The organism is Bradyrhizobium sp. HKCCYLRH2047 (assembly GCF_051168175.1).
Lineage (GTDB): Bacteria > Pseudomonadota > Alphaproteobacteria > Rhizobiales > Xanthobacteraceae > Bradyrhizobium.
This window is the reverse complement of sequence record NZ_JBNPUM010000010.1, coordinates 226,965-252,458: the sequence shown is the minus strand read 5'-3', so window position 1 is coordinate 252,458 and position 25,494 is coordinate 226,965. Positions and strand designations below refer to the sequence as shown.

Sequence of the window (25,494 nt, the reverse complement as noted above, 5' to 3'; positions counted from 1 at the left end):
GGCCACCCCAACTTGCCAAAAACCCACAACAGTTGAGCCTCGCAATATGCGGAAGCTGAACCGGACAGCCGTGGGCTCGTCCCGGGCATCCACGTCGGCCTTCTGGGCTCGGACGTGGATGGCCGGGACAAGCCCGGCCATGACGAGTGGAGAGAGCGTGAGCCAACGAGGGCACGGCGCCCGGCGCCAAACAGCAACCCTTCACTCAAAAACATGAGCGACGCTCAGAATTTTCTTGAACGTCGCTCAAGTTCCGTTAGACTACCCCCTGTTCGCACCGGCATCCGCGTATCGCGACGCGCAACGCAATAGCGTTCGCGCGAACGCCACGGGCATGTCCGGCGCGCCCATGAGGTGACGACCATGTCCTATTCCGACCACGATCTCCGTGCCGCCGAAACTGCCGGCGCGATCGGTCCCGACGAGCTGCAGCGCCTGCTCGCCTTCCTGCACCAGCGCGTCGCAACGGCAGCGCCCCGCGCCCAATTCGATGCCGCGCATCTGCTCTGGTACGCCGGCGCGCTGATCGTGATCGGCGCGATGGGCCTGTTCTCGACGGTGGCGTTCTCGCAGCTGGGCGGCCGCGCGCTGACCGCCTGCGCGCTCGCTTACGCCGCCGCTTTCGGTCTCGCCGGCAACCACCTCTGGCGCCGCGACCTGCGCGTCCCCGGCGGCCTGCTGATCGCGATCGCCGTGTCGATGGCGCCGCTCGCCGTCTACGGCATGCAGGAGGAGCTCGGCTGGTGGGGCAGGTTCGGCAAGCCCGGCACGGTTCAGGACTTCTACGTCTGGATCAAGGGCAGCTGGCTGTTCATGGAGCTCGCCACCCTCGCGGCCGGCGCGATCGCGCTACGCTTCTATCGCGTGCCCTTCGTCGTTGCGATCATCTCGGTCGCGCTGTGGTTCATGTCGATGGACCTCACGCCCTGGATCTTCAACGTCAGCCACATCAACTGGGAGATGCGCCGCATCGTCTCGATCTGGTTCGGTCTCGGCATTCTCAGCGTCGCCTGGATCGTCGACTACAACAGCAGGAGCCGCGACTTCGGCTTCTGGCTGCACCTGTTCGGCCTGATGGCCTTCTGGGGCGGCATCAGCGCCACCGAAGGCGCGACCGAGCTCGGCAAGGCGGTCTACTGTCTGCTCAACGTCGGCCTGCTCGCCATCGCCGTCATCATCGTCCGCCGCGCCTACGCCGTGTTCGGCGCCATCGGCATCACGATGTATCTCGGCCATCTCGCCGACGTCGTCTTCAAGAACTCGCTGCTGTTTCCGTTCGCACTGTCGCTGATCGGCGTTGCGGTGGTCGCGGCGGGTCTGGCGTATCACCGGAAGCAGAAGGTGATTGCGGCGTGGCTGGCAGCCAATCTGCCGGCGGCGGCGCTGAGGTTGCGGCCGCAGGACGTGATGGGGTGATTGATCGAATAAGCCGCTGCCGTTGGTATGGTTTGTGCGCTGGCAGCCTTGGTCTGAAGATCATAGACAATTCTAGAAAGGCTTAAGCGACTCTCATATCGCTCTAATCAATCCGACAATTAGGATGGCCCCCAAAGAGAAAAGCAAAGCCGTTGGCGATAGCGATACGATTGCACTCGTAAGACTTTCCCACTTCGAGTAGAGGCAATAAGCCGTCCCGAATGCAATTGATGATGCAACGCCAAAAGAAACGTAGGGCGCAAAGCGAGATAGAAACGCAAATCGCGGATTCGGCTTGTTTTTCTGTAACTCTCGGTCCTGGCTCCGATTGATCTGGTCCGTCATTAAGGACCGGATCAGGGGCCCAATGTTAGTTTCAGTCAATGCCTTGCTGTGTCCGCCGTCGTGGTAAAAGATTTCTAAGGTTCTCTCGTCCTTAAAATCAAATCCATGAAAGCCGGCAGACCCCACATCTCGCATCCCGAGGCCTCTTAGCGCGCTGCAAAGAATTCCGACCGGGAAGTCGCGATTCGCGCGGTCATTGCGCAACAACTCGACTTGACTTCTGGCAAATACCTTCTGCCAATCGTACGTGCGTGGTAACACGCTGCCCACTAGAATCACGCGTCTAAAGCACATGCCAGACACTCGCTGCAGAGACCGGCCTAGCAAGTATGTGCCGTTGCTATGCCCAAGGAAGCGGAAATCTGCATCCGGGTATCGAGCGTAGTAGTAACTATAGGCGTCTTTGAACCAGTTGATCTTGCGCCTGCGCAACACCGGGATCACGAAGTCAACTGCTGGGAGATAGCCGTACGAGGCGGTCACTATTTCGGCATTGGGGTGACTTTCTTCAATGTGACCCCTGGCCTGCTCGACCCATTCACTGTTGTTGGCTCGGATGCCGTGCAAAAGGAAGACCACATGGGTAACCATCTTTTTGGCCGGCGCTGGCTTAGTTTCAAATGTATCTAAGAAGGCGCTGCGTATGAGCTTATAATGGGATTCTTGATCTGCGCTCCTGTCGAACCGATGGAGATTCAAGTGGTTCGCGCCGGGAATTTCAATTTCTTCGGCGTTTGGAAACTGACTTACATCTATGCTGTCTGCTCGTGACACGATGCCATCTTTTGTGCCGAGCACCTGCACGACGGCCGGCGCATCGTCTCCCAGCTTTCGAAAATGCTTTATCCACTGGATACGAAGATCGGCAATAAAGTCGGATCCGACTTCAAGTTCCTTGTGTAGCTGGATCAGGGGACCGAACGGTCGAAGCGCTACGTAGAGAAAACGCAAGGCATGGAGATTTTCAGGATTCCATCCGCGGTTTATGGAGGCAAACAAAACGAAGCGTCTGACGTGAATACACCACTTGTCTTTGTGTTGGTAGTCTTCAAAGATTCCAGAGCCGAGCAAATAAGCTTGGCGTACGAGCACGCCACCAAAACTATGACCTACAAGAGTTATTTCGTCGAAGGGGCCTTTTGTGCGCCAGACATTGTCAATGGCGGCTCTCAGATCTATTGCGTAGGTTTCGGGCCTTTTGCGCCAGGCATGGTGATGCCATTCGAGCCATGTCGAGCCGGCAAGCTCAGGTTCCTTCTGCAGCCGCTGTTTCAGGGGAAGCCAGTGCTTCATGAATGCGAAGATGCCCGGCACCACTACGATTAGTTTCTTCATCTGGCGCCTCACAATGGGCTGACAAAATCTCGCGCCGGTTCAACTGCGTCGACACCTGCGGTGTCGGCTCCCAAAAGCATACTGTGTTGCTTGACCATGAGTGGACTTGATCTGCGTCAACTAAAGGTTGCTTCTGCTGTGAGGCGACGGCGATGGGAACAACACATTGACAGTGCACAAAACTCCTCGTCGAGTGCGCTGATCAAAGCGAGGCTGGCCGCAGCGAGAAATTTTGGGTCCGGATCTCGGGCGCCAACAGCCGCCAGACCCGCCCCGCAGACCGCGGACATCCGCTCTTTCATTTTTCGACGCATCGAGCGCTCGGGATGTCGGGACCTGCCAGTCTCGATCGTCCTTTGACCGACACCACTCCCTGCACACATGCAGCGAGCCGTTATCGAGCCAGGAGCAATATCCATGCGCATCACCGTCGAAACCACCGTCGCCGCCCCGATCGATCAGGTCTGGCTTGCCTATACGACGCCGGCCGACATCGTGAAATGGAACGCTGCCTCGGACGACTGGCATACGACCAAGGCCACGATCGATCTGCGGGAGGGCGGAGATTTCTCCTCTCGCATGGAGGCCAAGGACGGCAGCATGGGCTTCGACTTCGCCGGGACCTACACGAAGATCGTCGAGCACAAGCTGATCGCCTACGCCTTCGGCGACCGGAAAGCGGACGTCCATTTCGAGGCCGGTCCGAACGGCGTTCTCGTTCGCGTTGTCTTCGATCCTGAAACGACGCACCCGGTCGAGATGCAACAGCAAGGCTGGCAGGCCATTCTCGACAATTTCAAACGGCACGTGGAGGCGAAGGCGTCCTGAGCGTGCCGGGCGCACGGCGTCCCGATGGGGGGCGTCGTGAACGGCCTGAATCTTCCCCCTTGACAAATTCCGAAAATCAGCAATATTGCTGATATCCTGCCTCATCGCAGAGGGGCGTACGCGTCGTCACGAACGTCGGGGCAGGGATGCGGTGGCTGTGAGGATGTCGGCAGACGACCGGCGTCCTTGCGGACGGAGAAGTCGTGTGGTCCTGGCCTCTCGACGCTGAGGTCAAGTCCGCGTTGTTGCTTGACGGCGCGCGCGGGCGATGGGGGCAAAAGAGCCCGATCCCCAGGGAGAGCACGAAGGACACCGTGAAAACCATCGCGCAGGGAAGGCCGGAATGCACCGGTCGTACCTGTGGTTCCTGCCCCGTGCACTATTTCACGCACGGGGGCCATGGGTTGCGGCCAGCACCCGGTCTTCCCTGCGCCCTCTGTTTTGATCGGAGGGACATGCTTCGCAGCAACTTGGGCGCCATGCGCCGCGAGGATGTTGTCGTACGTCCCCAAGCTGTTTGAGATGTGAAAGCGGTTCTCCCACAGCGTCGTCCCGGCGAACGCCGGGACCCATACGCCGCGGCGGATGTTGGGCGCGAGCAGGTCATGACGAGCCTGCCTCAAACGGCTGCCGGTGGTTATGGGTCCCGGCGTTCGCCGGGACGACAGCGGTGTTTGAGGCGTGAGCACGCCATCTCACCACGCGTCATTGCGAGCGCAGCGACGCGTCCGCCGAAGCCCGGCGGGCGTAGGCGGAAGCAATCCAGGGCGACGCGCGAGACTCTGGATTGCTTCAGCGCAAGGGCGCCTCGCAATGACGGAGTTTGGAGTGGGCGGCGTGCCTCGAGCCAATGGGCTTCGAGACGCCAACAGCGGACGCGATCGAACGCGTCCGTGCAATCCCTACGACGACAACCTCATATCCAGCAGCCGCCGGCCTTCGCCGCGCAGCAGCTTCTTCACCGCGCTGGAGGCGACGACCTCGCCGTCATTGGCGTAGGCCTCGTGGTTCTTCTCGATGTCCTCGAGCCGGTACAGGTAGTTCACCATCACGGTTGCGGATTCGCGCTGGCCCTTGGAGGAGAGGTCGCCGAGCCAGTTGATGCGCTCGAGTCTGGCGCCATTGCCGAGGTGGAAGCGGGCGACGGGATCGATCACCTTGCCCTTCGACGTGCGCGCTTTGAGGAAGTAGTGCGCGGCGAGCGGCTCGATCACCGGGCGCAGCTCGGCGGTCATTTCGGCATCCTCGACCCAGCGCGGCTCGTTCAGCAGCTTGAGCACGTTGCGATCCTCTTCGGTCGCATCGGGGGTCGACTTCAGCCAGTTCATGAAGCCGGGCACCGGCGACAGCGTGACGAAGGTGTCGAGCTTCGGCAGCTCGCGGCGGAGCTCCTCGACCACCTGCTTGATCAGGAAGTTGCCGAACGAGATGCCGCCGAGGCCGCGCTGGGTGTTGGAGATCGAATAGAACACGGCGGTGCGGGCGCGGTCGGCGGGCACCGGCGGACGGTCGACCGCGAGCAGCGGCGCGATGGCGCCGGGGATGGTCTCGGTCAGCGCGATCTCGACGAAGATCAAGGGCGCGTCGGGCATCGCCGGATGGAAGAAGGCGTAGCAGCGGCGATCGACCGGATCGATGCGGCGGCGCAGGTCGTCCCAGTCGTGGATCTCGTGCACCGCCTCGTAGCGGATGATCTGCTCCAGAATGTTCGCCGGCGTCGACCAGTCGATCTTACGCAGCACGAGAAACCCCCTGTTGAACCATGAGCTCAAGAGATGCACGACGTCGCGATCGAGCGCGGCGAGTTCCGGATTGCCCTTGATGAGATCCAGGAGATCGGTGCGCATCGCGACCAGTTCGGGCGTGCCGCCCGGCGCGCGGTTGAGCCGGCGGATCAGCTCCTGCCGCCGCGGCTCCGAGGCGAAATGCAGCGCGCTCGCGCCTTCGTCCGACGGCGCCGCGCGCCAATCATCGATCGCCTTGGCGAGCCTGGCCTTGTCGGGCCCGAAATCATGCACCAGCGCGGTGAAGAACGCCTTGCGGCCCTCGGGGTCGAGATCGTGATAGCCGTCGAGCACGTCGCGGGCCATCGCCGTGCCCGAGGCCTCGCCGGCGCCGGACACCAGCGCCTCGCACAGCTCGGCCAGGCTTTTCGCATCATGCTTGTCGGTAGGGGCGCCGCCGCCGCGCAGCAGCGTCCGGCCTCGCTCGGAAATTGTGGTGATCAGGTCGGTGAAAAAGGCATTGGCCATCTGATGTCAGTCGAATCCCGGAGCGTGATGAGGGCGATGTTACATGGATTTATGGCAAAGCTGGCGACATTCAAACATAACAAATCGTCAACGCCGCCGTCGCGGCGTGCATATGCGGCCGGCGTGTCATGCACCTGTCTGCTCCGCGAATTCGGTCGGAGTGCGGCCGGTGACCTGCCTGAAGGCATGCGAAAACGCCGGCACGCTGGCATAGCCGAGATCGGCGGCGAGCTGCTTGACGGAGAGCTGACGGTCGGTGGACAGCCGCTCGATCGCGGCGGCGATCCGGGCGCGCTGGCACCACGCCTTGAAGCTCAGCCGCGTCTCCGCCGCGAACAGCCGCGACAGGGTGCGGGCCGAGCTGCCGACCTTGCCCGCCAGGGTCGCCAGATCCTCCTCACTCGCGGGAGAGGCGAGGACGAGCTGGGCGGCGCGGCGTGCGCGCGGATCCTGCGGCAGGGGGATGAAGGTCGAGGAATCCTCGGCGCGGCGCAATTCGAGCAGCGCGAGCCGCACCAGCAGCGCGGTGCGCGCACGGTCGCCGTCGGCGGCGAACAGCGCCAGGATCGCCTGGTGCAGCAGCGGCGAGACCTGCACCACGAACTCGCGGTCGAGCCGCACGCCCCGCGTCTCCCGCGTCAGCCAGTCCTGCTCGAAATACAGCGTGCGCATCTGGCTGTCGGCCAGCATGTCGATGGCATGGCCGTGACGCGCCGGAACCCAGACGGCGCGGTCCGGCGGCACCAGCCAGCGTCCACGCGGCGTCGTCACCTGCATCGTGCCGCGCGAGGCGTAGATCAACTGGGACTCGCGGTGCATGTGCGGATCGAGCCGGGCGCCCTTGTGATAGAGGCGCGCGATCAGGTGGACGCCGGGCTCGGTGGTCACCCGGTCGGCGCCGAGCGGCTTCAATGGCGTGTCCACGATGGTCATTGGCGGCTTCTCGTTGGTCGCGTCGACTATAACCGATCTGTCAGGAATCGAGGACAGCTCCCATGAACAGTCCCCGCCGCGTCATCGGCTTCGTCAACGCGGCCCATTTCATCGACCACTATGCGATGCTGATCTTCGCAGCCGCGGTCATCATCATGGGCCCCGCGCTCGGCATGGCCTATGCGGACCTGCTGCCCTATGCGACGCCGGGATTCATCGCCTTCGGCGCCGGCTCGCTGCTGACCGGCTGGCTCGGCGACCGCTGGAGCCGGCGGCACATGATGCTGATCTTCTATCTCGGCATCGGCCTGTCGATGATCTCGGTCGGACTGGTGCAGACGCCCTGGCAGCTCGGCGCGGCGCTGCTCGCGATCGGCCTGTTCGCCTCGATCTATCATCCGGTGGGAACCGCGATGCTGGTGTCCTATGCCGACCGGCTCGGCCGCGACATGGGGCTGAACGGCGTGTTCGGCAATCTCGGCGTCGCCTCGTCGGCGCTGGTGACCGGCGTGGTCGGGCAGTATCTCGGCTGGCGCTTCGCCTTCATCGTGCCCGGCGTGATCACGGTCGGCATCGGCCTGGTGTTCGCGCTGGCGGTCGCGCATGAGGACCGCCGCGGATCGAAGCAGGCGGCGGCGCAGGCCCGGGTCGCGCGTGATCAGATGTGGCGCGTGGTGCTGGCGCTGCTGCTGGTGGTGATCGCGATCTCGACGACGTTCAACGCGATCACCGTGGCGCTGCCGAAGCTGTTCGCGGAGCGGCTGGCGGGGCTGACGCAGAGCCCGGCGCTGCTCGGCGTGATCGCGGCCGGCGTCTACGTGTTCGGCGCCATGACGCAGTATACGATCGGGCGGCTGCTCGACCGCCACGCGCTGAAGACGATCGCGCTGCCGCTGTCGCTGGTGCTGGCGCCGCTGCTCTATCTCGCCGCGGATGCCCGCGACTGGGCGCTGATCGTGGCCTCGATCGGCATCGTCATGGGGGCATTCGGGCAGGTCACGGTGAACGACGCGATGGTCGGCAAGTACACCGCCGAGGAGTGGCGCTCGCGCGCCTATGCGGTGCGCTATTTCATCGGCTTCACCGCGGCCGGCGCCTCGGTCGGCCTGGTCGCCTGGCTGTATGAGCACGGCGGCTTCGTCACCATGCTGCAGGCCTTCGCCGCGCTCTGCCTGGTCGCGGTCATCGCCGCGCTGATCCTGCCGCCGGAGCTTCCGGCGGCGCAGCCGGCGCTGCGGCAGGCGCCGGCGGAGTGAGAATGCGATCCACCCAAATTTTCCCAATTGCCAGGCCTGCGCCGCCGGCGCAGCCTTGGCCGATATGCGCGTGCTGATACTGACGAGACCCGATTGGCCACCCTGCGGGCGACTGCGGTGGCGACAAGAGATTGAGGCACGATACCATTGAGGATCCGCCGATGATCAATTGCTTCAAGAGACTGCTGGTGCTCGGGATGGCCGCGGCGGCCGGCCTCGCAGCAACGCAGGCGCTGGCGCAGAGCGATGCGCAGCGCAACGCGATCAAGTCGGCATGCCGGTCGGACTACATGTCGAAATGCGCCAGCGTGCCGCCCGGCGGCGCGGCGGCCTTCCAATGCCTGCAGAAGAACATCGCGGGGCTGTCCTCAGCTTGCCAGACGGCGGTCAAGGCGCTCGAGCCCGCGGCAGAGGCAAGGCCTCCGGCAGACGCCAAGCCTGTCGTGGAGGCCAAGCCGGCTTCGGCGCCACCGGCCGCGAGCGGGCCGGTCGCCGCCGAGGCGAGCAAGCCTTCCGTCGAACCTCTAAAGGCTGCGGCGCAGCCGGCCGCGTCCGTCCCGGCCGCGCCTGCCCAGTTGGCCACGGCTGCGGCCAAGCCGGCTGCGGCGGCGCCTGCGGGCAAGCCGAGCGAGGCCCAGGTGGCCGCGATCCGAAGTGCCTGCGGCGCTGATTACCGCAAGGTCTGCAGCAGCGTGCCGCCGGGCGGCGCGGCGGCACTGCAGTGCCTGGAGCAGAACAAGGTCAGAGTGTCCGGCCCCTGCGCTCAGGCGATGGCGTCTTCGAGCGGGGCATCGACGGCGACCGCGGCTATTGCCCGGCCCGCGGCGACAACCGCCGCTGCACCGGCGGCGCCCGCGCTGGTGTTGCGACCGCTGCGGCCGCTCGAGGAGTTGCGTATCGTGAGGGCCGCGTGCGGCGCGGACGCGCGGGCGTTGTGCAGCGGCATCGAGCCGGGCGGCGGTCGAATCGCGCAGTGCCTCGCGGCCAATGCCGGTGCGCTGACACCTGGCTGCAAGGGCATGCTCGCGCAGTTTGCGGCCAATCGCTGATGCAGGGCGGCTGTCGCCGTTCACGGTTACCACTGCAGTGCACGCGGGGATGCACAGGAGAGCGAATCCACCCAAATTGTCCCAATTGTCCGGCTGTGAAGTTGGAGGCAAGGTCGCGACAGGGTGGATATTTGACCAATCAGATCATGATCAGGAGTTTGAAGATGAGCGCCATTCTTTCACGTGCCATTATTTCCACGCTGTGCGGATTGTTCATCCTGGCGGTAATGCCGTTCGTGTCGATGTCGGATGCCAACGCCGTGGTCTGCGCACGCGGCGTCGTGCGAGCCGGCTGCGCCGGTGCGGCGGGCGCCGTGGTGGTTCGCAAGCCGCCGGTGGCGGCTGCGGCGTGCCGCACGGTGATCGTCAATGGCGTCGCGGTTCGGCGCTGCGTTTAAGCGACGCTTAATTGGTTTTCGGTATCGAGTTATTTGAAACCGTAATTGCGACGCGCAAGTTTTGCGCGTCGCATGCTGCTTTGCGCAAGCGAGGTAAGCTGTATTTAACGGTGCTCCCGGCAAGGTGCGGCTCGTATCCAACTTGCAATTCGATGGGAGAGGGCCATGGCGTTTTGGCGCTGGCTGCGTGACGCAGCCCTGGCAGCTGCGGTAGTCACGTTTGCCGGCAACGCCGCCGGCGCAGCCGGCTTGAAGGAAGAAATCGCGCCGACCGGCAAGCTTCGCGTCGCCATCGCCGTCGGCGCCGCCGGCGGGGCGTTCTGGTGCGTCAAGTCGGACAGCGGCTATTCAGGCGTTCCGGTCGAACTGGGCAAGGCCATGGCCGCGCAGGTCGGTGTGCCCGTCGAATTCGTCGAGCATCCGAATTCCAATGCGATCACCGAAGATGCTGCGCGGGGCATCTGGGATGTGGCCTTCATGCCGAAGGACGCGGAGCGCGAAACCAAGGTCTCGTTCGGTCCGGTCTACGATTCGGTCGAGACCACCTTCATCGTCCGCGCCGGTCTCGACGTCGCCAACATCGCGGCGCTGGACCAGGCCGGCACCGAGGTTGCGGCCATCAACGATACGACCGTGATGCGCGGCGCCAAGGCCTTCCTGAAGAAGGCGACCGTCACCGGCTTCAAGTCCTACGAGGAAGTCTATGCGCTGCTGAGTGCCGGCGAGATCGACGCGCTGGCCTTGGCCCGCGATCAACTGACTCTCATCGCCAAGCAGATTCCCGGCACCAAGGTGCTGGCCGAGACCTTCAAGAAGACGGACACCGCGGTTGCGGTGCCGCTGAAGCATCCGCAGTCGCTGGCTTTCGTCACCAAGTTCATGACGGAGTCCAAGGCGAACGGTCTGCTCAAGAAGGCCTACGGCGCCAACAATCTGAGCGAGTCGACGCTGCTCACCCAGTAAGCATTCCAACGGCTGCTGCACTCTCCCCGCGCGCACGGCGGGGAGAGGCTATCCTCTCCCGCCCACGTCAGTTCGGCGCCCGCCGCACGATCGGGTCGAGGCCGCTTTCGGCGATGACGTGGCGTGCATCCGGTGATTGCAGGAACTTGATGAGCGCCTTGCCGGCCTCCGGCTCCTTGGCGGCCGTGGCGATGCCGGCGGAGAACACGGTGATCTTCTGCAGTCCGGCCGGCAGCGGCCCGACGATGTCGATGCCCTTCACCGGCTTGAGCTCGCTGATCTGCTGAAAGCCGATCTCCGCTTGGCCCTGGGCCACGATCTCGCCGACGGGAGTGGCCGGAATCATCCGCGCCTTGCCTTTCATCTCGTCCTTGATGCCAAGCTTGTCGAACATCTCGGTGGAGACATAGACGCCGCTGGCGCTGTCCGAATAGGCGATGGTCTTGGCGGCGATCAGCATGCGTTTCACGGCTTCCGCGTTCGAAATATCGGGATGCGGCGTCCCCGACTTGACGGCGACGCCGATCGGCGAGTTGGCGAGGTCCGCACGGCTATCCGGCGTCACCTTGCCCTTGGTGGTGAGATCGCTGAGCGCGTAGCCCACCATGATGAGGACATCGGCAGGTTCGCCACGCTCGAGGCGAACCGGAATCGCATTCGTGGTTGTTCCCATCGACGGGCCGTACGCAATCGCGACCTTGTGACCCGAGCGCCGCTCGAACTCCGGCACCAGGGATTTGAATGCAGCGGTCATGCCGCCGGAGATCATGACGTGAACTTCTGCGGCTTGGGCCGCGGTGGTCAGGAGGAACGCGGCCGAAGCGGCGAGACCGATGGTGCGGAGATGGGGCGAGAGGATCATGGCAGGCTCCGAGGCGAACGGCTGGAGGCCGGGGGCGCTTTGGATAGCCCGACTGTGCCGGGAAGGCCAGCGCCCCGCGGGGCCGGCCACCCCTCCGCAATGCGTCTCGCTCGCGGCGTCACTGTGTCTGCAGCGCGGCGAGACTGTTCGCCGCCACCTCAGCCGGCCTGATAGGCCGGCGCGGATGCGAGAAAGTCGTTATACGCGTCCGCATCGGGCGGCGTGAACATCTCCGCCAATGGATTGCGCCGTCGGCGCCGAGCGCCGATGTCGGCAAGCAGTTCGTCGAAATGCTTGAAGTGATAGGGCGCGACGCAAAGTCCGCCATACACGCCCGCGGCAGGGCGCTCGATCCGCTTGAAATGCAGCATCATCTCGATGTTGTCGCGCATCTCGCGCTCGCTCGGTTGATGCGCCAGCTGTTTGTCGGCGTAGCGCACCAGCCAGTTGGCGGCCATGTCCGCACAGAGCACGGTGCAGAAGCTCGAATTGAAGCCGACGAATCCCATGTCGGGAAGATCGGGATTGGCGATCAGCCGATAGAGCCGGTACTGCCCGTCCGGATCGACCAGTCTGGCGCGGTCGGCATCCGACAGAAACGGGACCCCGAGCTTGTAGCCGATGGCGAGGATCGCGACGTCGGCCGGAATCCGTTCACCGCCGCTGGTCACGATGGTGTTCGGCTCGTAGTGGTCGAAGGTGCCGTACACGGCCTTGATCCGGCCGTCGGCGACCATCGGGAAGAAGTCAGGCGTGGCGATCGGGACGGAGCAGTTCACGCCGTCCTCGATCCTGCCCTTCGGCACCATGTTGCATTTGGCGAGCTTCAACTGCGTCTTGAGCACGCTCTCCAGGCCACGCCAATTGGCCCAGACGAGCGGCTTCGCCAGCAGATGGGCAGCGCGCGCGAGCGGGCCGATGCCCCAGCTTGCGAACATCTGCTCCTGGGCACGGATATAGAGGATGCGCTTGAAGTTGATCAGGCCGCCGATGAAGTAGGGAATGCGCCACACCGCTTCGCGAAGCACGATCGTGACCGAGCGCGCGCCGGAGCGCACGGCGTTGACCGCGATGTCGGTTGCCGATTTCGAGCCGCCGAGGACCACCACGTCGCGCCCCTTCGTGAGCGCGGCATTGTTGTATTTCGAGGAATGCAGGATCAAGCCGCCGGCGGCCGCGAACTGATCTTCGCCGCCAAGCGACAATGTCTGCGGCTCGTTGAACTGACCGGTGCAGACGGCGACGAAATCGAAATCCTCCCGGCTCGTTCGGTCTCCGGTTTTGAGGTCGAGACTCCATCCAGGCTTGCCGTCACTGCGGCGCTGCATCGCAAGCACGGTCGTGTTCAACCGCATCAGGCGGACGAGGTCGTGGGATTTCGCGTAGTCGGCAAGATACGCATAGACCTGCGGTCCCTTCGGCCATTCGGGGTAGTGATCCGGCATCGCCTTGTCGGTGTAGCGATAGAGCTCCTTGGGGCTCTGCGTCTGCACGTCGGGATAGGACCGCGCGGGCTCCCAGACGCCACCGAGATCGGCGCTCCGCTCGACGATGGTGACGTCGTGCCCGCGGGCGGTGAATGCTTTGGCTGCAGCCAGGCCGGAGACGCCGGCGCCGATCACACAGACATTCTTTCGGCTGATCATGGGACCTCCTTGTTGTCGAGCGCGCAGCCGCGTTCGGGCGGCATTCGCCCGCCGCGCTGCAGAAGCCCGCGAGAGTTCGATGGTGACGAAGGTCGCTCGGCGCGACCGAGACGTGCGATGCCGACGGATGGGTCGGCATCGAAATCAGGGCGAGAAGGATCTCGCCGGTCGCATCTCGTCCGAGCGCAGCGGCTGCTCATGCTGCAGGCGCACGGAGCCGACAGCGATGATCGCGCGCCGTTCGTACCGCAACAATCGGGGGGCGCTCGCTGGGGCCCGCGCTGTCGCCTAGTCGTTGGCCTCCGGCGGCAGGAAGTCGACCTCGTGCTCCGCCGAGATTCGCACCACTTCGGCCGGGTCGGCGAGATTGTGCAGCATGTTGAACAGCGCCTCCAGCTTCTGCATCGGCGAGACCCAGAACAGCGCGCGCGCCGGCTTGTCGGATTTGTTGAAGTAGCCATGCGGAATGCCGCGCGGCATGCGCACGAGGTCGCCGGCATTCGCCTTGACCCAGACGCCGTCGAGCTTGAGGTCGAGTACGCCTTCCTGCACCAGGATGAACTCGTCCTGGGTGGGATGAACGTGAACCGGCACGAACTGCCCGGGCTCGCTGTTGGTCTCGAAGGCGAACGTGGAGTCGGTGACGGCTTTGGGATAATAGAGCTGACCCAGGATATTCCAGGTCTTGCCGGCATAGCCGGTACCTGCGCGCGTGATGCCTTTTTCGAGTGTGATCATGGCGGATCTCCTTGCTGCACGCATGGGAGGATCGAGCCGGGGCCTGCCCAAGTCTATCCGGAAAACGAATCCCTCGACGTCAGTTGCTAATTATTATAGGTTTCAAACGATCTCGACGGGCGATGTAGGCCATGACTGCAGATGCAGCCGCTGATCGTAGTTGGAAGTCACCGGCGGTGCCGCGGCTGACCGCCTATGGTCGTGTTGCAACGCACGATGTCGATGAGGCCGCTGAACAAATAGGCCGCATCTTCTGTCCGCATGGGCTGCAACCGGAGGCGGATACTGCGCGCGATTTCCTCGCTCTGCATAATTGCGCGGCATTCGATGGCTTTTCCATCAACTACGTCGCCTATGGCGGTGCGGTAACCATTGATCCGGGCTGTCTCGACCGCTTCTTCCTGCTGCAGCTCCCGCTGGCGGGGACCGCGCGGGTCTTCGCCGGGACCGGCGAGGTCGCGACGGCGCCGGATCATGCGGCGTCGCTGCTGTCGCCGACATTGCCCACGCGCATGGTCTGGGAGGGGTGCGCTCAGTTGATCCTGTTGCTCGACCGCCGTCTCGTGGAACAGCGCGCAGCAGCGCTGTCCGGGCGCGCGGTGCAACCGATCGAATTCGATCCCGCAATCGCGTTGTCGGGATGTCATGGCTCGCGGCTCCGGGCTCACATGCTCGGGCTCGCCGACCTCGCCGAGCGTCTCGGCGGTGGGCGCGGACTGCCAGCGGTCGCGGCCGCCAATTGGCGCGAGACGCTGCTGGATATTCTGTTCGCGCAGCCGGGAAATGGCCTGGCGGAGGCGATCAGGCTGCATTCCGGCCGGGTCGAGACGCTGCCGCAGGCCGTCCGCCGGGCGCGTGATCTCCTGGCAGCGCACGCAGCCGAACCGCTCGATCTGGCGCAGCTTGCGGCATCGTCAGGCGTGGGGATCCGGGCGCTGCAGGGCGGCTTCCGCCGCCATTTCGGCATGTCGATCTCCGACATGCTGCTCGACATCCGGCTGGCGCGGCTCAATGCGCAATTGATGACGGCTGCGCCGGAGGCGCGGATCATCGACATCGCCTTCGACCTCGGCTTCACCCATCTCGGGCGGATGGCGGGGGCCTATCGCGACAAGTTCGGGGAGGCGCCGTCGGCCACGCTGCAACGCGCACAGCGCGGCCGCTTCACGAATTGACGTGCACGAAATCCCGCAGCAGCGGATAGATCTCGTTGTTCCACTTCTTGCCGCTGAACACGCCGTAATGGCCGACGCCGGCCTGCATGTGATGGACGCGGCGATAGGCGCGCACGTTGGTGCAGATGTCCTGCGCCGAGAGCGTCTGGCCGATCGAGCAGATGTCGTCGCGCTCGCCCTCGACCGTCATCAGGCCGATGCGCCGGACTGCCTTCGGGTCGACGGGACGGCCGCGGTGCATCAGTCTGCCCTGCGGCAGCAGATGGTCCTGGAAGACGTCGCGCACCGTCTCGATGTAGAACTCCGCCGGCAGATCCATCACCGCGAAGTACTCGTCGTAGAAGGTCTTGATCGTCTCGGCCTTCTCGACCTCGCCTTTGGCGAGATGGTTGGCGAGATCCATGTGCTGCTTGACGTGGCGCTCGAGATTCATCGAGACGAATGCCGTGAGCTGCACGAAGCCAGGATAGACCTTGCGGAAGGCGCCCCTGCATTGAAAGGGCACGTAGTGGATCAGGTTGTCCTCGAACCAGTCGATCGGCTTGCTCTTGGCGAACTCGTTGACCTTGGTCGGCTGGATCCGCGTATCGATCGGTCCGGCCATCAAGGTCAAGGTGGCTGGCCGCGACGGATGGTTGTCCTCGCACATCACGGCGGTGGCCGCGAGCGCGGAGACCGACGGCTGGCAGATCGCCACCATGTGAGGGCGCGGCCCGAGCTGGCCGAGGAAGGTGATGAGATGATCGGTGTAATCTTCGAGGCCGAAGCGGCCATGATCGCGCGGGATGTCGCGCGGATTGTGCCAGTCTGTGATATAGACGTCGTGATCCTGCAATAGCGTCTTCACGGTACCGCGCAGCAGGGTGGCGAAATGGCCGGACATCGGCGCGACAAGCAGCACCTTGGGCTGATCCGGTGCGGCATCCTTCTTGAAGTGCAGCAGCGAGCCGAACGGCGTCTTGAACGTGACCTCTTCGGTGACGGCGAGCTCGCGGTTGCCGACCATCACGCTGTCGATGCCATAGGCCGGGCGGGCGTAGGTCAAGGCCGAGCGGGAGATCAGCTCGAGCGCGGCGGACAGACGCCGCATGGCGCGGCTGGATAGCCCTGATGGGATCAGGTTGAGATAGCGCATGGCGGCTGCCGCGCTCTGGCGCCACGGCTCGGTCAGGTCCATGTGGTTCTGATAGGCTTGGTACAGCAGCGCCATCGCGTCCGATCCATTACATGCATTGGTGTATGCAATATCGAAGCCAGAGCGGCCGAGTCTTGCCTGAAAAACTGGCATGTCGCTTGCTCGATGAAATCTCTCACATATCCGGCTCCGCCCATCGCGCCGCTTGCACGAGCGGCACGATGGGCGGACGACAATCGACAATGCGGCAACAGGGTAGGGCGACATGGCCAAAGCGACGTTGACCATCAGTAGCAAGAATTACTCGTCGTGGTCGCTGCGCGGCTGGCTGCTGGCCAGGTTTGCCGGACTGGATTTTGACGAGGTGATCGTCGGTCCGGACGACGCGTCGGCTCGCGCCGAGATCCTGCTGCTGTCGTCCTCGATCCTGGTGCCGTGCCTGCGCCACGATGGTGCGACGATCTGGGATACGCTGGCGATCGGCGAGTATCTCAACGAGACCTTTCCGGAGGCGGGCCTGCTGCCAGCCGACCGCGTCCAGCGCGCGCATTGCCGCTCGATTTCGGGCGAGATCCATTCCGGCTTCACGACTCTGCGGGCGTCGCTGCCGGTCAATCTCAAGGGCCACTTTCCGGGCTTCAAGGTCTGGACCCGGGCGCAGGCCGACATCGATCGCATCTGGGCGATCTGGCGCGACTGCCTGGAGAGATCCGGCGGTCCATTTCTGTTCGGCCAGCGCGGCATGGCGGATGCGATGTATGCGCCGGTGGTGACGCGCTTCGTGACTTATGACGTGAAGCTGGAGCCGCAGCTCAGGGCCTATGCCGACCTGATCATGGCGATGCCGGAGATGCAGCAATGGATCGAGGCCGCCAAGGCCGAGCCCGAGGAGATCGAGGAGCTGGAGGTCGAGTACTAGGTGTCCTGCCGTCAGCGGACCATGCCCGCGGCCCTTTGCAGCCGCCGGCCCCGGCGAGAACGGCTCATGTCGCGGGCAGGTGCTGCTCAATTTGAAGCCGGATTTGCGTCCTCTCGGCGCGTGGCGTGAGCTGTCAGCACGTCACCATTGCCGTGTGGCGTCGGCCAAAACCCCGTTGTTGGCAATCAGTTCGGCGCGCGATGCCGTCACCGCCTGCCGATCTTTGCGTTGCGAACAGGGCGTGGCGTGGTTTTCGCATGGCACAATCCGCTTTCTGACGTGGTGGCCGCTGTGGCCGATCGATGGGCCGCAACGGTCGCCGATGTCGCAATCAACCGGTGGAGGCCGTCATGAACCAGCATGCAGTGGTGACCAAGTTCTCGCACGTGAAGCCCGAGGATACCGACTACAAGGGCGGTGGGTTGCGCGACTTCTTTCTGTATCGCGATCTCGGCATCGCCGACGCCACCGGCGGGCAGGTGATCTGCCACCTCGTCAAGGCCAATCCGGATTGTCCGCCGGTGGATGGCACAGGCTGGCATCGCCATGATTGCGATTTCCAGATCGTCATCATGATGAAGGGCTGGGCCCGCTTCATGTACGAGGACAAGCCGACCCTGGTGAAGGCCGGCGACGTCGTGCACCAGCGGCCCGGCATCGTGCACTACCTCTACGATTATTCCCCTGACATGGAATATATGGAGATCGTCAGCCCGGCCAACTTCAAGACGGTCGAGATGCCGCCGGCGACCGACAACGTGCCGCCGGTCACGCCCTGGACCTGAGCGCCTTCTCCGTTAGTCTTTGGCATCCGGTTGCGGCAAGCGGCCGGAGGCGTCTCCTCACGATGTGGTGGGTCGTCTCCGATGTGTCCGACATCTAGCGTGAACAGATCGCGCACCAGATGCGGCGTCCGATTCGGACGCGATTCGTTCCGGCAGCGTTCCAAGGATTAAGACTGCAAGGCAGCGCCGTCGCGTTTTGACACACGGCACGCGCGCTGCCTGTCTCGCGCCTTGGTGCTCCACATTGCCCCTTGCGACCGGTCTGGTGCCGGTCCATCACCCGCAAGGGGAGCATCGATCATGACCTTGACCACATTGGCTTGGCTCGCGCTCGCGGCCTACGGCGCGCATATTCTCGAGGAATACACGTTCGATTGGCGCAATTGGGCGCGTACGGTGATGAAGCTGCCGGTCGAGTGGAGCGACTTCTACGTGACGAACGCGCTGGTTGTCGTGCTCGGCGCGGTGCAGGCGGAGCTTGCCGAGACATGGCCGCCGGCCGCGCTCACCTACGCGGCGCTGATGATCATCAACGCCATCTTCTTTCACATTCTGCCGTTCCTGCGCAGCGGAGGCAGATTCTCGCCGGGGCTGGCGACGGCGCTGATTCTGTTCTTTCCGATTGCCATTGCAATGTGGCGGCGGGCGTGGGGCGACGGTGTGCTCGACGTTGGAACGGTTGTCCTCGCGGTCGTCGCCGGCGCGCTGCTGATGGCCTATCCGGTCGTGATGCTCAATCTGCGTTCGAAACCATATTTTCGGCAAGACCGGCCCTGAGCAGAACTCAGGGCCCGGCATGATCAATAAGACGAAGCGCGATCGGCAACGAAGCTCGGCTGCGGACGGCGTCCATTGCGCTCGTCAAATCGCGAGCGTGGGAAGCGCCAGCCGATGACGGTGGCTTCGAGCGCGCCGCCGGATTCCTTGTTGTGCCATTTGCCATCAATGTAGAAACAGGGGAACGGTAGTTGGTAGGTGCCGCTGTGATCCTCGCACAGCACCTCGACCGTCTGTCCGGGCGGCGGCTCACCGCTGCCGTCGAATTGCGCCAGCCGTTTTTCGCGCGTAGCCATTCTGTCCATCTCCCTAAAAACGGGTCCCGGCCGGAACTTCAATGCGCGATTGAGGTCTCAGTATGGTATCAATCAGGAAACTCCTTCAGTTCCACGCAAAATCATGTGTTGGGCAAGCCAATGAGAAAATTGTGATGCGAAGAATCGTTGCTGCGGGAATCATTTTTGCCGCGAGTGTGCTCGCGATGTGTGTGAGTTCTGCCGCATATGCGCAGGATATTCCGGGCATCGAGATATGCACTGCAGAAAAGGCGATGGATCGTCGGACATCATGTCTGCAGAGCAACATCGATTTCCTGCAGAAGACGATGACCAAGCAAGCGCTCGATCAGCAGCAGAAGCTCGATGCGGCGAATCGGCAGATCCAGGCGCTGAAGGCTGCGCTGATCTCGCAGCAGGGCCTGATCGACGAACTGAAGGCGTCGCAGGCGAAGCTTGCGGACGAACTGAGGAAGAAGGCCGATGCGCCGGGCGCCAAGGACGCGGCGCCGGCGAAGCCGGCCGGCAAATAGCACGGTCCGCAGCGCAATAACGATCAAGCGCACGAGGACGTCCGCGCGCATGATCGGCCGCTTCGACAAGGAGAGGCGCGTGTCCAACAACCCGGCCGAGAGGGCGCTCTGGTTCATCGAGAGCCATCTGTCGGCGCCGTTGACGTTGGATGATGTCGCTGCCATTGCCGGCGTGTCGCGCTTCCACATCGTGCGCGCGTTCGCGGCGGCGACCGGCGTCTCGGTGATGCGCTATGTCAGGCTGCGCCGTCTCAGCGAGGCGGCACGGGCTCTGGCCTCGGGAGCGCCGGACATTCTCAGTCTCGCGCTCGAGGCCGACTACGGCTCCCACGAAGCGTTCACGCGCGCGTTCCGCGACCAGTTCGGCGTCACGCCGGAATCGGTGCGCGCCAGCTCACGCCTCGATGGCCTGTCGCTTCAGGAGCCGATCATGATGGACCAGACCCCGCTCGCCGATCTCGCCGCACCACGTTTCGTCACGGCCAAGCCGCTGCTCGTGGCCGGCGTGGCCGAGCGCTTCAGCCATGACAACGGGGCCGGCATTCCGGCGCTCTGGCAGCGCTTCCACCTGGTCGAGCAGGATATCCCGGCGCGCGTCGGCGACGTCGCTTACGGCGTCTGCTGCAACGGTGACGACGCCGGAAACTTCGACTATATCGCAGGCGTCGCGGTAGCCGACTTCTCCAACCTGCCGCGCAGCTTCGCCAAGGTTCGGATTCCCGCGGCCACCTTTGCCGTGTTCGCCCATCCGGGCCACGTCTCGACCATCCGTCGCACCGTCAGCACGATCTGGAATCACTGGTTGCCGCAATCGGGCTGCACGGTCGCCGATGCACCGAATTTCGAACGCTACGATCAGCGCTTCGATTCCAGGACCGGTGATGGCGGCTTCGAGATCTGGGTTCCGGTGATTCGCTGAGGCGGTCCCGAATTGTGTCGAGACGCTGCAGGCCAGCCCTGCGGCGCCGGACCCTGCCGATTGCTTGGCAAGCAGCGGCACGTTTGCGATAACCTCACGCCTAACAACAATGCGCCGCAGCGCGGCGACGAAAGCGGGAGGTCGTCCGATGTCCGACATGCGCGTGCTCGCCACCGATCTGGAATTTCCGGAAGGGCCCGTGGTGATGCCCGACGGCTCGGTGGTGCTGGTCGAGATCCGCGGAAAGCGCCTGACGCGGGTGTTTCCCGACGGCCGCAAGGAGATCGTGGCGCAGATTCCGGGGGGGCCGAATGGCGCGGCGCTGGGGCCCGACGGCAAGATCTACATCTGCAACAACGGCGGTTTCTCCTGGATTCCGACCGGCAAGATGATCATGCCGGGCCCGCAGCCCGAGGACTATCTCGGCGGCTCGATCCAGCGCGTCGATCTGCAGAACGGCAGGATCGAGACCGTCGTCAGCCGCTGCGGCGAGCACGCGCTGCGCGGGCCCAACGATCTGGTCTTCGACCGTCACGGCGGCCTGTGGTTCTCTGACCTCGGCAAGCGCCGCGCCCGCGACATGGACGTCGGCGCGTTCTATTACCTCAAGCCCGGCATGAGCGAGATCGTCGAGGCCGTCCACGGCATTCTGCCGGCCAACGGCATCGGGCTCTCGCCGGATGAAAAGACCGTCTACATCGCGGAGACGCCGACCGCGCGTCTCTGGGCCTACGACGTTCCGGAGCCCGGCACCGTCAAGCCGCGCGAGGTGATCTATCGTGGTGAGCGCGGCCGGCCGATCTGCGGCCTCGGCGGCTACCAGATGTTCGATTCGCTCGCGGTCGAAGCGAACGGCAATGTCTGCGTCGCGACGCTGATCTCCGGCTGCATCAGCGTGATCGCGCCGGACGGCACGCTGGTCGAGCAGGTCCCGACCGGTGACCGCGTTACGACGAACATCGCCTTCGGCGGTCCCGAGCTGAAGACGGCCTACATCACGCTGTCGGGCCGGGGCGAGCTGGTGGCGATGGACTGGCCGCGGCCCGGCCTGCCGCTAAATTTTCTGAACAAGTGACGCGCTGCGTGATAGTTCCGTCATTGCGAGCGTCAGCGAAGCAATCTAGGGCGGCACGCGTGGCTCTGGATTGCTTCGTCGCTTGCGCTCCTCGCAATGATGGAATCCGCTGATGCCCTTTCTCGAACCGGTCACCCTGCGCGGCACGCACGCCAGCCTCGTGCCGCTCTCGCCCGACCATCACGACGCGCTGGTCGAGGCCGTCAGTGACGGCGAATTGTGGAACCTGTGGTACACCGCAGTTCCGAAACCCGAGACCATGGCCAAGGAGATCGAGCGTCGGCTCGGCCTGCTCGCGGCCGGCAGCATGCTGCCGTTCACGGTGCTCGACGCCGACGGCCGCGTCGCCGGCATGACGACCTACATGAACGTCGATGCCACCAACCGCCGCGTCGAGATCGGCTCGACCTGGTACGCGAAGCGGGTGCAGCGCAGTGCGCTCAACACCCAGTGCAAGCGGCTGCTGCTGGCGCATGCCTTCGAGGCGCTGGACTGCATCGCGGTCGAGTTCCGCACCCACTTTTTCAATCACCAGAGCCGCCGCGCCATCGAGCGGCTCGGCGCCAAGCAGGACGGCATTTTGCGCAGCCACCAGATCGCGCCGAACGGCACGCTGCGGGATACCGTCGTCTACAGCATCACCGCGGCCGAATGGCCGACCGTGAAGGCGCATCTCGACTACCAATTGAATGACAAGCCGCGCTGACCGCGCTATGGCCGCTTGCCGCCTCGCGCGGCTGATGACGACGAGACCGGGACGAACGACCAGATGGATACCTTCGACTATGTGATCGTGGGCGCCGGCTCCGCCGGCTGCGTGCTGGCGAGCCGCCTCAGCGAGGACCCTGAGGTCACGGTGTGCGTGCTGGAGGCGGGGCCGCGCGACTGGCATCCCTACATCCATCTGCCGGCCGGCTTCATCAAGACCTTCTACATGAAGAGCATCAACTGGGGCTATCAGCAGGAGCCGGGGCCCTACACGGCCGGGCGCAGCATCTATGCACCGCGCGGCAAGACGCTCGGCGGCTCCTCCTCGATCAACGGCCACGTCTACAATCGCGGCCAGCGCCAGGATTTCGACACCTGGGCGCAGATGGGCAATCGCGGCTGGAGCTATTCGGACGTGCTGCCGCACTTCAAGCGCATGGAGAAGCGCATCGGCGCCGGCGAGGACCAGTATCGCGGCCGCGACGGCAACCTCATCGTGACCACCATGGAGTGGAAGGACACGCTGTGCGAGGCCTTCATGGATGGCGCCGTCTCGCTCGGCATCCCGCGCAACCCGGATTACAACGGCGCGATCCAGGAAGGCGTCTCCTATGTCCAGCGCACGATCCAGAACGGCCGCCGCGTGTCGTCAGCGACCGCATTCCTGCGTCCGGCGAGCAAGCGGCCGAACGTCGAGGTTCGCACCCACGCACATGCCACCGGCGTCGTGCTGGAAGGCAAGCGCGCGGTCGGCGTGCGCTACAGCCGCGGCGGGCGCGGCGGCGTGCCGGTCGAGGTGCGCGCGCGAAAAGAAGTGATCCTGTCGGGTGGTGCCTATAATTCGCCGCAGCTCCTGCAGCTCTCCGGCATCGGCGCGCCCGAGCTGCTGCGGGAGCACGGCATCGAGGTGCGGCATGCACTCCGAAGCGTCGGCGAGGGCCTGCAGGACCATTACGCGCCGCGCACGGTGGCGCGTGTCAAGAACATCAAGACCGTCAACGAACTCGCGCGCGGCCTCAATCTGTGGGGCGAGGCACTGAAATGGGCGGTGACGCGGCGCGGCATCCTGTCGCTGTCGCCGACCATGGTCTACTGCTTCTGGCATTCCGGCGAGACCGCCGAAAGCTCCGACCTGCAGCTCACCTTCACGCCGGCGAGCTACAAGGAGGGCGTGCAGGGCCAGCTCGAGGACGAGCCCGGCATGACCGTGGCGTCCTGGCAGCAGCGTCCCGAGAGCCGTGGCTATGTGCGGCTGCGCTCGGCCGATCCGTTCGCGCCGCCGCTGATCCAGACCAACTACCTCACCGCCGAGCTCGACCGCCGCGTCGTTGTCGCCGGCATGAAGCTGGCGCGCCGGCTGCTGGCCTCGGCGCCGCTCGCGCCGTACTACGCCTACGAGGATTTTCCGGGACCGAAGGTGAACAGCGACGACGAGTTCCTGGCCGCGGCGACGCAGCGCGCCACCACCACCTTTCATCCCGGCTGCTCCTGCCGGATGGGACCGGCGGACTCGACCTGGGCCACGGTCGACGACCAGCTCCGCGTCCACGGCCTCTCGGGCCTGCGCGTCGCCGATGCCTCGATCATGCCGCGCATGATCTCCGCCAACCTCAACGCTGCGACCTTGATGATCGGCGACAAGGCGGCGGATTTGATCTTGGGCAAGGGCGACGCGGGAGAGCGGCTGTCGGCGTAAGCGGCGGGCTCACTCAGCGCGGAAGCAGCTCTATCCGTCGCTCTCTTGTCAGCTGAATTCGAGCGCTCGCGGAATGGTCGGTGCGCTCCCTCTCCCCGTTCTTACGGGGAGAGGGAGCGGGTGAGCGACTATCTGGATTGTCAAGTTGCAAGCGCATGTTCCGCGCGCGCCTCGCGTGCTTTTGCGTTGAGAACGACGAGGAGCTTGCGAGCCAGGGCGATCCGGATGACCATCTCTTCCTTTCCGGCCTTGACCAGCCGATCGCGGAAGTTGCGAAGATTCTCGTCATGTCGGGCGACGCCGGCCGCGACGACGAAGAGTATGGTTCGAACTCCCTCGCGGCCGCCGCGGGTGGATCGTTTGCCCTTGCGCCTCCCGCTGTCGTCGGCGATCGGGGCGAGGCCGGCAAGCTTGGCGATGGCCTTGTTGGAGAGAGTCCCGATCTCCGGCAACTCCGCGTGCAGACGCGCGACGGTTCGTCCGGCGACGCCTTTCATCTCACGCCAGGTGTCGGCGAGTTTTGCCCACAGCGGGTCGTCATCGATCATGGACGCTATCTCCCCCTCGAGCGAGCGGGATTGACGCTTGAGCAGGGCGATCACTTCGTCGAAGCTGGCCAGCATCTCCGCATTATCCAACACACTGGAGCGGCGCTGCTTCTGGACGATCAGATCGCCAGTGATCTGCCGGAGCCTTGCCACAAGCGCTTTCAAGCGCAGCTGTGCCTGGCTGGGCAGTGGCGTCGGCGCCAGATTCTTGGCGTCGGCAAAGCGGGCGATGACAGAGGCATCGATCCGGTCTGTCTTCTCCAGAACCCCCATCGCCTCGGCGTAGAGCCGCACGCTGCGGGGGTTGGTCAGCGCACAGCTGATGCCGTGTCCCCACAGCTCGACGAAGGCCCGTCTCTCGTAGCCGCCACTTGCTTCCATCACCACCAGTTCGGCAGCGTTCTCTCGGCAGAACTTCGCGAGTTCTGCCATGCCCGCGGCGTCGTTGTCGAAGCTCGCGAACCGATGCCCCGGCTCGATGCAGACATCGAGCTTGGCCTTCGAAACATCCACTCCACAAATCGTCTTCTTCACGGTAACCTGCCTTGTCCATGCGATTGGAACTCAAGCGACTGTTCGGTCGTACGTGACATGGCGAAGATCCCAGAGCTCACCCACGGTTGTAGCCGGAGGGGTATCGGGCGACATCGCCACGCGCCGTGGCCGGTGGCCACCGGCCACGGCGCTAAGTCGCTTGAACCACAAAATTCATGGCCTCGCAGATACAAGGGGCAGCCGCGGGGGCAGACGCACGGGTGGTGCTATTGCTCTGCGACCCGGAGCCGTCGTGCTCGTCCGATGGACCGGTGATCCTGGCCGCTGATGTGCCATGCCCCTCACCCGGATTGCTGCGCAATCCGACCTCTCCCCGCAAAGGGCGGGGAGAGGTTGCACCGCCCGTGCTGAAATAGTCGGGCCGACAACGCGA

At 64.3% G+C, this 25,494-nt stretch carries 24 protein-coding genes; 15 read left to right on the top strand and 9 right to left on the bottom strand.

The genetic code is table 11. The annotated features are described in order from the left end of the window. Nucleotides 1-363: 363 nt before the first annotated feature. Nucleotides 364-1,416, top strand: coding sequence for a hypothetical protein (locus ACQR1D_RS24335; protein WP_434839227.1), 1,053 nt, complete (start codon nt 364-366; stop codon nt 1,414-1,416). 93 nt (nt 1,417-1,509) lie between these two features. On the opposite strand, the gene ACQR1D_RS24330 is transcribed toward ACQR1D_RS24335, so the two are convergent. Beyond that, the gene (locus tag ACQR1D_RS24330) at nt 1,510-3,096 is read right to left on the bottom strand and encodes an alpha/beta fold hydrolase (RefSeq protein WP_434839226.1); all 1,587 of its coding nucleotides are present in this window, start codon (nt 3,094-3,096) and stop codon (nt 1,510-1,512) included. Between the two features lie 417 nt (nt 3,097-3,513). Between ACQR1D_RS24330 and ACQR1D_RS24325 the strand changes: the two genes are divergently transcribed. Further along, the gene (locus ACQR1D_RS24325; RefSeq protein ID WP_434839225.1) at nt 3,514-3,924 is read left to right on the top strand and encodes an SRPBCC family protein; all 411 of its coding nucleotides are present in this window, start codon (nt 3,514-3,516) and stop codon (nt 3,922-3,924) included. Nucleotides 3,925-4,826: 902 nt separating this feature from the next. Here the strand turns inward: ACQR1D_RS24325 and ACQR1D_RS24320 are convergent. Next, on the bottom strand, nt 4,827-6,176 hold the full coding sequence (locus ACQR1D_RS24320; RefSeq protein WP_434839224.1) for a malonyl-CoA decarboxylase: 1,350 nt from the start codon (nt 6,174-6,176) through the stop codon (nt 4,827-4,829). 126 nt (nt 6,177-6,302) lie between these two features. Then, a complete protein-coding gene (locus ACQR1D_RS24315) occupies nt 6,303-7,109 on the bottom strand; it encodes an AraC family transcriptional regulator (RefSeq protein ID WP_434839223.1) in 807 nt (268 codons plus the stop codon). 62 nt (nt 7,110-7,171) lie between these two features. On the opposite strand from ACQR1D_RS24315, the gene ACQR1D_RS24310 reads away from it, so the two are divergent. From ACQR1D_RS24310 to ACQR1D_RS24295, 4 genes are all read left to right on the top strand, one after another. Beyond that, on the top strand, nt 7,172-8,365 hold the full coding sequence (locus tag ACQR1D_RS24310; protein WP_434839222.1) for an MFS transporter: 1,194 nt from the start codon (nt 7,172-7,174) through the stop codon (nt 8,363-8,365). A 161-nt stretch (nt 8,366-8,526) separates the two neighbouring features. Further along, complete coding sequence (locus ACQR1D_RS24305; RefSeq protein WP_434839221.1) at nt 8,527-9,414, top strand: hypothetical protein; 888 nt, start codon at nt 8,527-8,529, stop codon at nt 9,412-9,414. Between the two features lie 164 nt (nt 9,415-9,578). Then, complete coding sequence (locus tag ACQR1D_RS24300; RefSeq protein ID WP_315805809.1) at nt 9,579-9,812, top strand: hypothetical protein; 234 nt, start codon at nt 9,579-9,581, stop codon at nt 9,810-9,812. A 165-nt stretch (nt 9,813-9,977) separates the two neighbouring features. Next, nucleotides 9,978-10,775: a transporter substrate-binding domain-containing protein gene (locus ACQR1D_RS24295; protein ID WP_434839220.1), complete on the top strand. Its 798-nt coding sequence runs from the start codon at nt 9,978-9,980 to the stop codon at nt 10,773-10,775. Nucleotides 10,776-10,842: 67 nt separating this feature from the next. Here ACQR1D_RS24295 and ACQR1D_RS24290 read toward each other — a convergent pair whose 3' ends face one another. The 3 genes from ACQR1D_RS24290 to ACQR1D_RS24280 form a co-directional block, all read right to left on the bottom strand. Next, nucleotides 10,843-11,637, bottom strand: a complete 795-nt coding sequence (locus ACQR1D_RS24290; protein WP_434839219.1) for a substrate-binding domain-containing protein — start codon at nt 11,635-11,637, stop codon at nt 10,843-10,845. Between the two features lie 158 nt (nt 11,638-11,795). Then, a complete protein-coding gene (locus ACQR1D_RS24285; RefSeq protein WP_434839218.1) occupies nt 11,796-13,283 on the bottom strand; it encodes a flavin-containing monooxygenase in 1,488 nt (495 codons plus the stop codon). 288 nt (nt 13,284-13,571) lie between these two features. After that, nucleotides 13,572-14,021, bottom strand: coding sequence for a cupin domain-containing protein (locus tag ACQR1D_RS24280; RefSeq protein WP_315805785.1), 450 nt, complete (start codon nt 14,019-14,021; stop codon nt 13,572-13,574). A 131-nt stretch (nt 14,022-14,152) separates the two neighbouring features. Here ACQR1D_RS24280 and ACQR1D_RS24275 point away from each other — a divergent pair, with 131 nt between their 5' ends. Continuing rightward, entirely contained in the window at nt 14,153-15,196 is a 1,044-nt protein-coding gene (locus ACQR1D_RS24275) for an AraC family transcriptional regulator (RefSeq protein WP_315805784.1), read from the top strand. On the opposite strand, the gene ACQR1D_RS24270 is transcribed toward ACQR1D_RS24275, so the two are convergent. Continuing rightward, the gene (locus ACQR1D_RS24270; protein WP_316177794.1) at nt 15,186-16,406 is read right to left on the bottom strand and encodes a polyhydroxyalkanoate depolymerase; all 1,221 of its coding nucleotides are present in this window, start codon (nt 16,404-16,406) and stop codon (nt 15,186-15,188) included. The genes ACQR1D_RS24275 and ACQR1D_RS24270 overlap by 11 nt on opposite strands. A 190-nt stretch (nt 16,407-16,596) precedes the next feature. On the opposite strand from ACQR1D_RS24270, the gene ACQR1D_RS24265 reads away from it, so the two are divergent. From ACQR1D_RS24265 to ACQR1D_RS24255, 3 genes are all read left to right on the top strand, one after another. Next, nucleotides 16,597-17,250: a glutathione S-transferase family protein gene (locus tag ACQR1D_RS24265; protein ID WP_434839217.1), complete on the top strand. Its 654-nt coding sequence runs from the start codon at nt 16,597-16,599 to the stop codon at nt 17,248-17,250. A 350-nt stretch (nt 17,251-17,600) separates the two neighbouring features. Beyond that, nucleotides 17,601-18,035: a cupin domain-containing protein gene (locus ACQR1D_RS24260; protein ID WP_434839216.1), complete on the top strand. Its 435-nt coding sequence runs from the start codon at nt 17,601-17,603 to the stop codon at nt 18,033-18,035. A 300-nt stretch (nt 18,036-18,335) separates the two neighbouring features. Next, on the top strand, nt 18,336-18,812 hold the full coding sequence (locus tag ACQR1D_RS24255) for an HXXEE domain-containing protein (RefSeq protein ID WP_315805781.1): 477 nt from the start codon (nt 18,336-18,338) through the stop codon (nt 18,810-18,812). Nucleotides 18,813-18,835: 23 nt separating this feature from the next. On the opposite strand, the gene ACQR1D_RS24250 is transcribed toward ACQR1D_RS24255, so the two are convergent. Continuing rightward, on the bottom strand, nt 18,836-19,108 hold the full coding sequence (locus ACQR1D_RS24250) for a hypothetical protein (RefSeq protein ID WP_315805780.1): 273 nt from the start codon (nt 19,106-19,108) through the stop codon (nt 18,836-18,838). A gap of 185 nt (nt 19,109-19,293) precedes the next feature. Between ACQR1D_RS24250 and ACQR1D_RS24245 the strand changes: the two genes are divergently transcribed. The 5 genes from ACQR1D_RS24245 to ACQR1D_RS24225 all read left to right on the top strand — a co-directional run bounded on the left by ACQR1D_RS24245 (nt 19,294) and on the right by ACQR1D_RS24225 (nt 24,018). Continuing rightward, nucleotides 19,294-19,620 carry a hypothetical protein gene (locus ACQR1D_RS24245; RefSeq protein ID WP_315805808.1) on the top strand — a complete coding sequence of 109 codons (327 nt, stop codon included), beginning with the start codon at nt 19,294-19,296 and terminating at the stop codon, nt 19,618-19,620. 49 nt (nt 19,621-19,669) lie between these two features. After that, nucleotides 19,670-20,539: a GyrI-like domain-containing protein gene (locus ACQR1D_RS24240; protein ID WP_409998001.1), complete on the top strand. Its 870-nt coding sequence runs from the start codon at nt 19,670-19,672 to the stop codon at nt 20,537-20,539. Nucleotides 20,540-20,687: 148 nt separating this feature from the next. After that, the gene (locus ACQR1D_RS24235; protein WP_315805778.1) at nt 20,688-21,614 is read left to right on the top strand and encodes an SMP-30/gluconolactonase/LRE family protein; all 927 of its coding nucleotides are present in this window, start codon (nt 20,688-20,690) and stop codon (nt 21,612-21,614) included. A gap of 112 nt (nt 21,615-21,726) precedes the next feature. Continuing rightward, nucleotides 21,727-22,320, top strand: coding sequence for a GNAT family N-acetyltransferase (locus ACQR1D_RS24230; RefSeq protein WP_434839215.1), 594 nt, complete (start codon nt 21,727-21,729; stop codon nt 22,318-22,320). Between the two features lie 63 nt (nt 22,321-22,383). After that, nucleotides 22,384-24,018, top strand: coding sequence for a GMC family oxidoreductase (locus ACQR1D_RS24225; protein WP_434839214.1), 1,635 nt, complete (start codon nt 22,384-22,386; stop codon nt 24,016-24,018). A gap of 140 nt (nt 24,019-24,158) precedes the next feature. On the opposite strand, the gene ACQR1D_RS24220 is transcribed toward ACQR1D_RS24225, so the two are convergent. After that, nucleotides 24,159-25,100: an IS110 family transposase gene (locus ACQR1D_RS24220; protein WP_434839213.1), complete on the bottom strand. Its 942-nt coding sequence runs from the start codon at nt 25,098-25,100 to the stop codon at nt 24,159-24,161. Nucleotides 25,101-25,494: the final 394 nt, after the last annotated feature.

Bases quoted from the DNA above. Each gene is read 5' to 3' on its own strand.
- ACQR1D_RS24335 (WP_434839227.1), top strand. From the start codon at position 364: ATGTCCTATTCCGACCACGATCTCCGTGCCGCCGAAACTGCCGGCGCG.
- ACQR1D_RS24330 (WP_434839226.1), bottom strand. From the start codon at position 3,096: ATGAAGAAACTAATCGTAGTGGTGCCGGGCATCTTCGCATTCATGAAG.
- ACQR1D_RS24325 (WP_434839225.1), top strand. From the start codon at position 3,514: ATGCGCATCACCGTCGAAACCACCGTCGCCGCCCCGATCGATCAGGTC.
- ACQR1D_RS24320 (WP_434839224.1), bottom strand. From the start codon at position 6,176: ATGGCCAATGCCTTTTTCACCGACCTGATCACCACAATTTCCGAGCGA.
- ACQR1D_RS24315 (WP_434839223.1), bottom strand. From the start codon at position 7,109: ATGACCATCGTGGACACGCCATTGAAGCCGCTCGGCGCCGACCGGGTG.
- ACQR1D_RS24310 (WP_434839222.1), top strand. From the start codon at position 7,172: ATGAACAGTCCCCGCCGCGTCATCGGCTTCGTCAACGCGGCCCATTTC.
- ACQR1D_RS24305 (WP_434839221.1), top strand. From the start codon at position 8,527: ATGATCAATTGCTTCAAGAGACTGCTGGTGCTCGGGATGGCCGCGGCG.
- ACQR1D_RS24300 (WP_315805809.1), top strand. From the start codon at position 9,579: ATGAGCGCCATTCTTTCACGTGCCATTATTTCCACGCTGTGCGGATTG.
- ACQR1D_RS24295 (WP_434839220.1), top strand. From the start codon at position 9,978: ATGGCGTTTTGGCGCTGGCTGCGTGACGCAGCCCTGGCAGCTGCGGTA.
- ACQR1D_RS24290 (WP_434839219.1), bottom strand. From the start codon at position 11,637: ATGATCCTCTCGCCCCATCTCCGCACCATCGGTCTCGCCGCTTCGGCC.
- ACQR1D_RS24285 (WP_434839218.1), bottom strand. From the start codon at position 13,283: ATGATCAGCCGAAAGAATGTCTGTGTGATCGGCGCCGGCGTCTCCGGC.
- ACQR1D_RS24280 (WP_315805785.1), bottom strand. From the start codon at position 14,021: ATGATCACACTCGAAAAAGGCATCACGCGCGCAGGTACCGGCTATGCC.
- ACQR1D_RS24275 (WP_315805784.1), top strand. From the start codon at position 14,153: ATGACTGCAGATGCAGCCGCTGATCGTAGTTGGAAGTCACCGGCGGTG.
- ACQR1D_RS24270 (WP_316177794.1), bottom strand. From the start codon at position 16,406: ATGGCGCTGCTGTACCAAGCCTATCAGAACCACATGGACCTGACCGAG.
- ACQR1D_RS24265 (WP_434839217.1), top strand. From the start codon at position 16,597: ATGGCCAAAGCGACGTTGACCATCAGTAGCAAGAATTACTCGTCGTGG.
- ACQR1D_RS24260 (WP_434839216.1), top strand. From the start codon at position 17,601: ATGAACCAGCATGCAGTGGTGACCAAGTTCTCGCACGTGAAGCCCGAG.
- ACQR1D_RS24255 (WP_315805781.1), top strand. From the start codon at position 18,336: ATGACCTTGACCACATTGGCTTGGCTCGCGCTCGCGGCCTACGGCGCG.
- ACQR1D_RS24250 (WP_315805780.1), bottom strand. From the start codon at position 19,108: ATGGCTACGCGCGAAAAACGGCTGGCGCAATTCGACGGCAGCGGTGAG.
- ACQR1D_RS24245 (WP_315805808.1), top strand. From the start codon at position 19,294: ATGTGTGTGAGTTCTGCCGCATATGCGCAGGATATTCCGGGCATCGAG.
- ACQR1D_RS24240 (WP_409998001.1), top strand. From the start codon at position 19,670: ATGATCGGCCGCTTCGACAAGGAGAGGCGCGTGTCCAACAACCCGGCC.
- ACQR1D_RS24235 (WP_315805778.1), top strand. From the start codon at position 20,688: ATGTCCGACATGCGCGTGCTCGCCACCGATCTGGAATTTCCGGAAGGG.
- ACQR1D_RS24230 (WP_434839215.1), top strand. From the start codon at position 21,727: ATGCCCTTTCTCGAACCGGTCACCCTGCGCGGCACGCACGCCAGCCTC.
- ACQR1D_RS24225 (WP_434839214.1), top strand. From the start codon at position 22,384: ATGGATACCTTCGACTATGTGATCGTGGGCGCCGGCTCCGCCGGCTGC.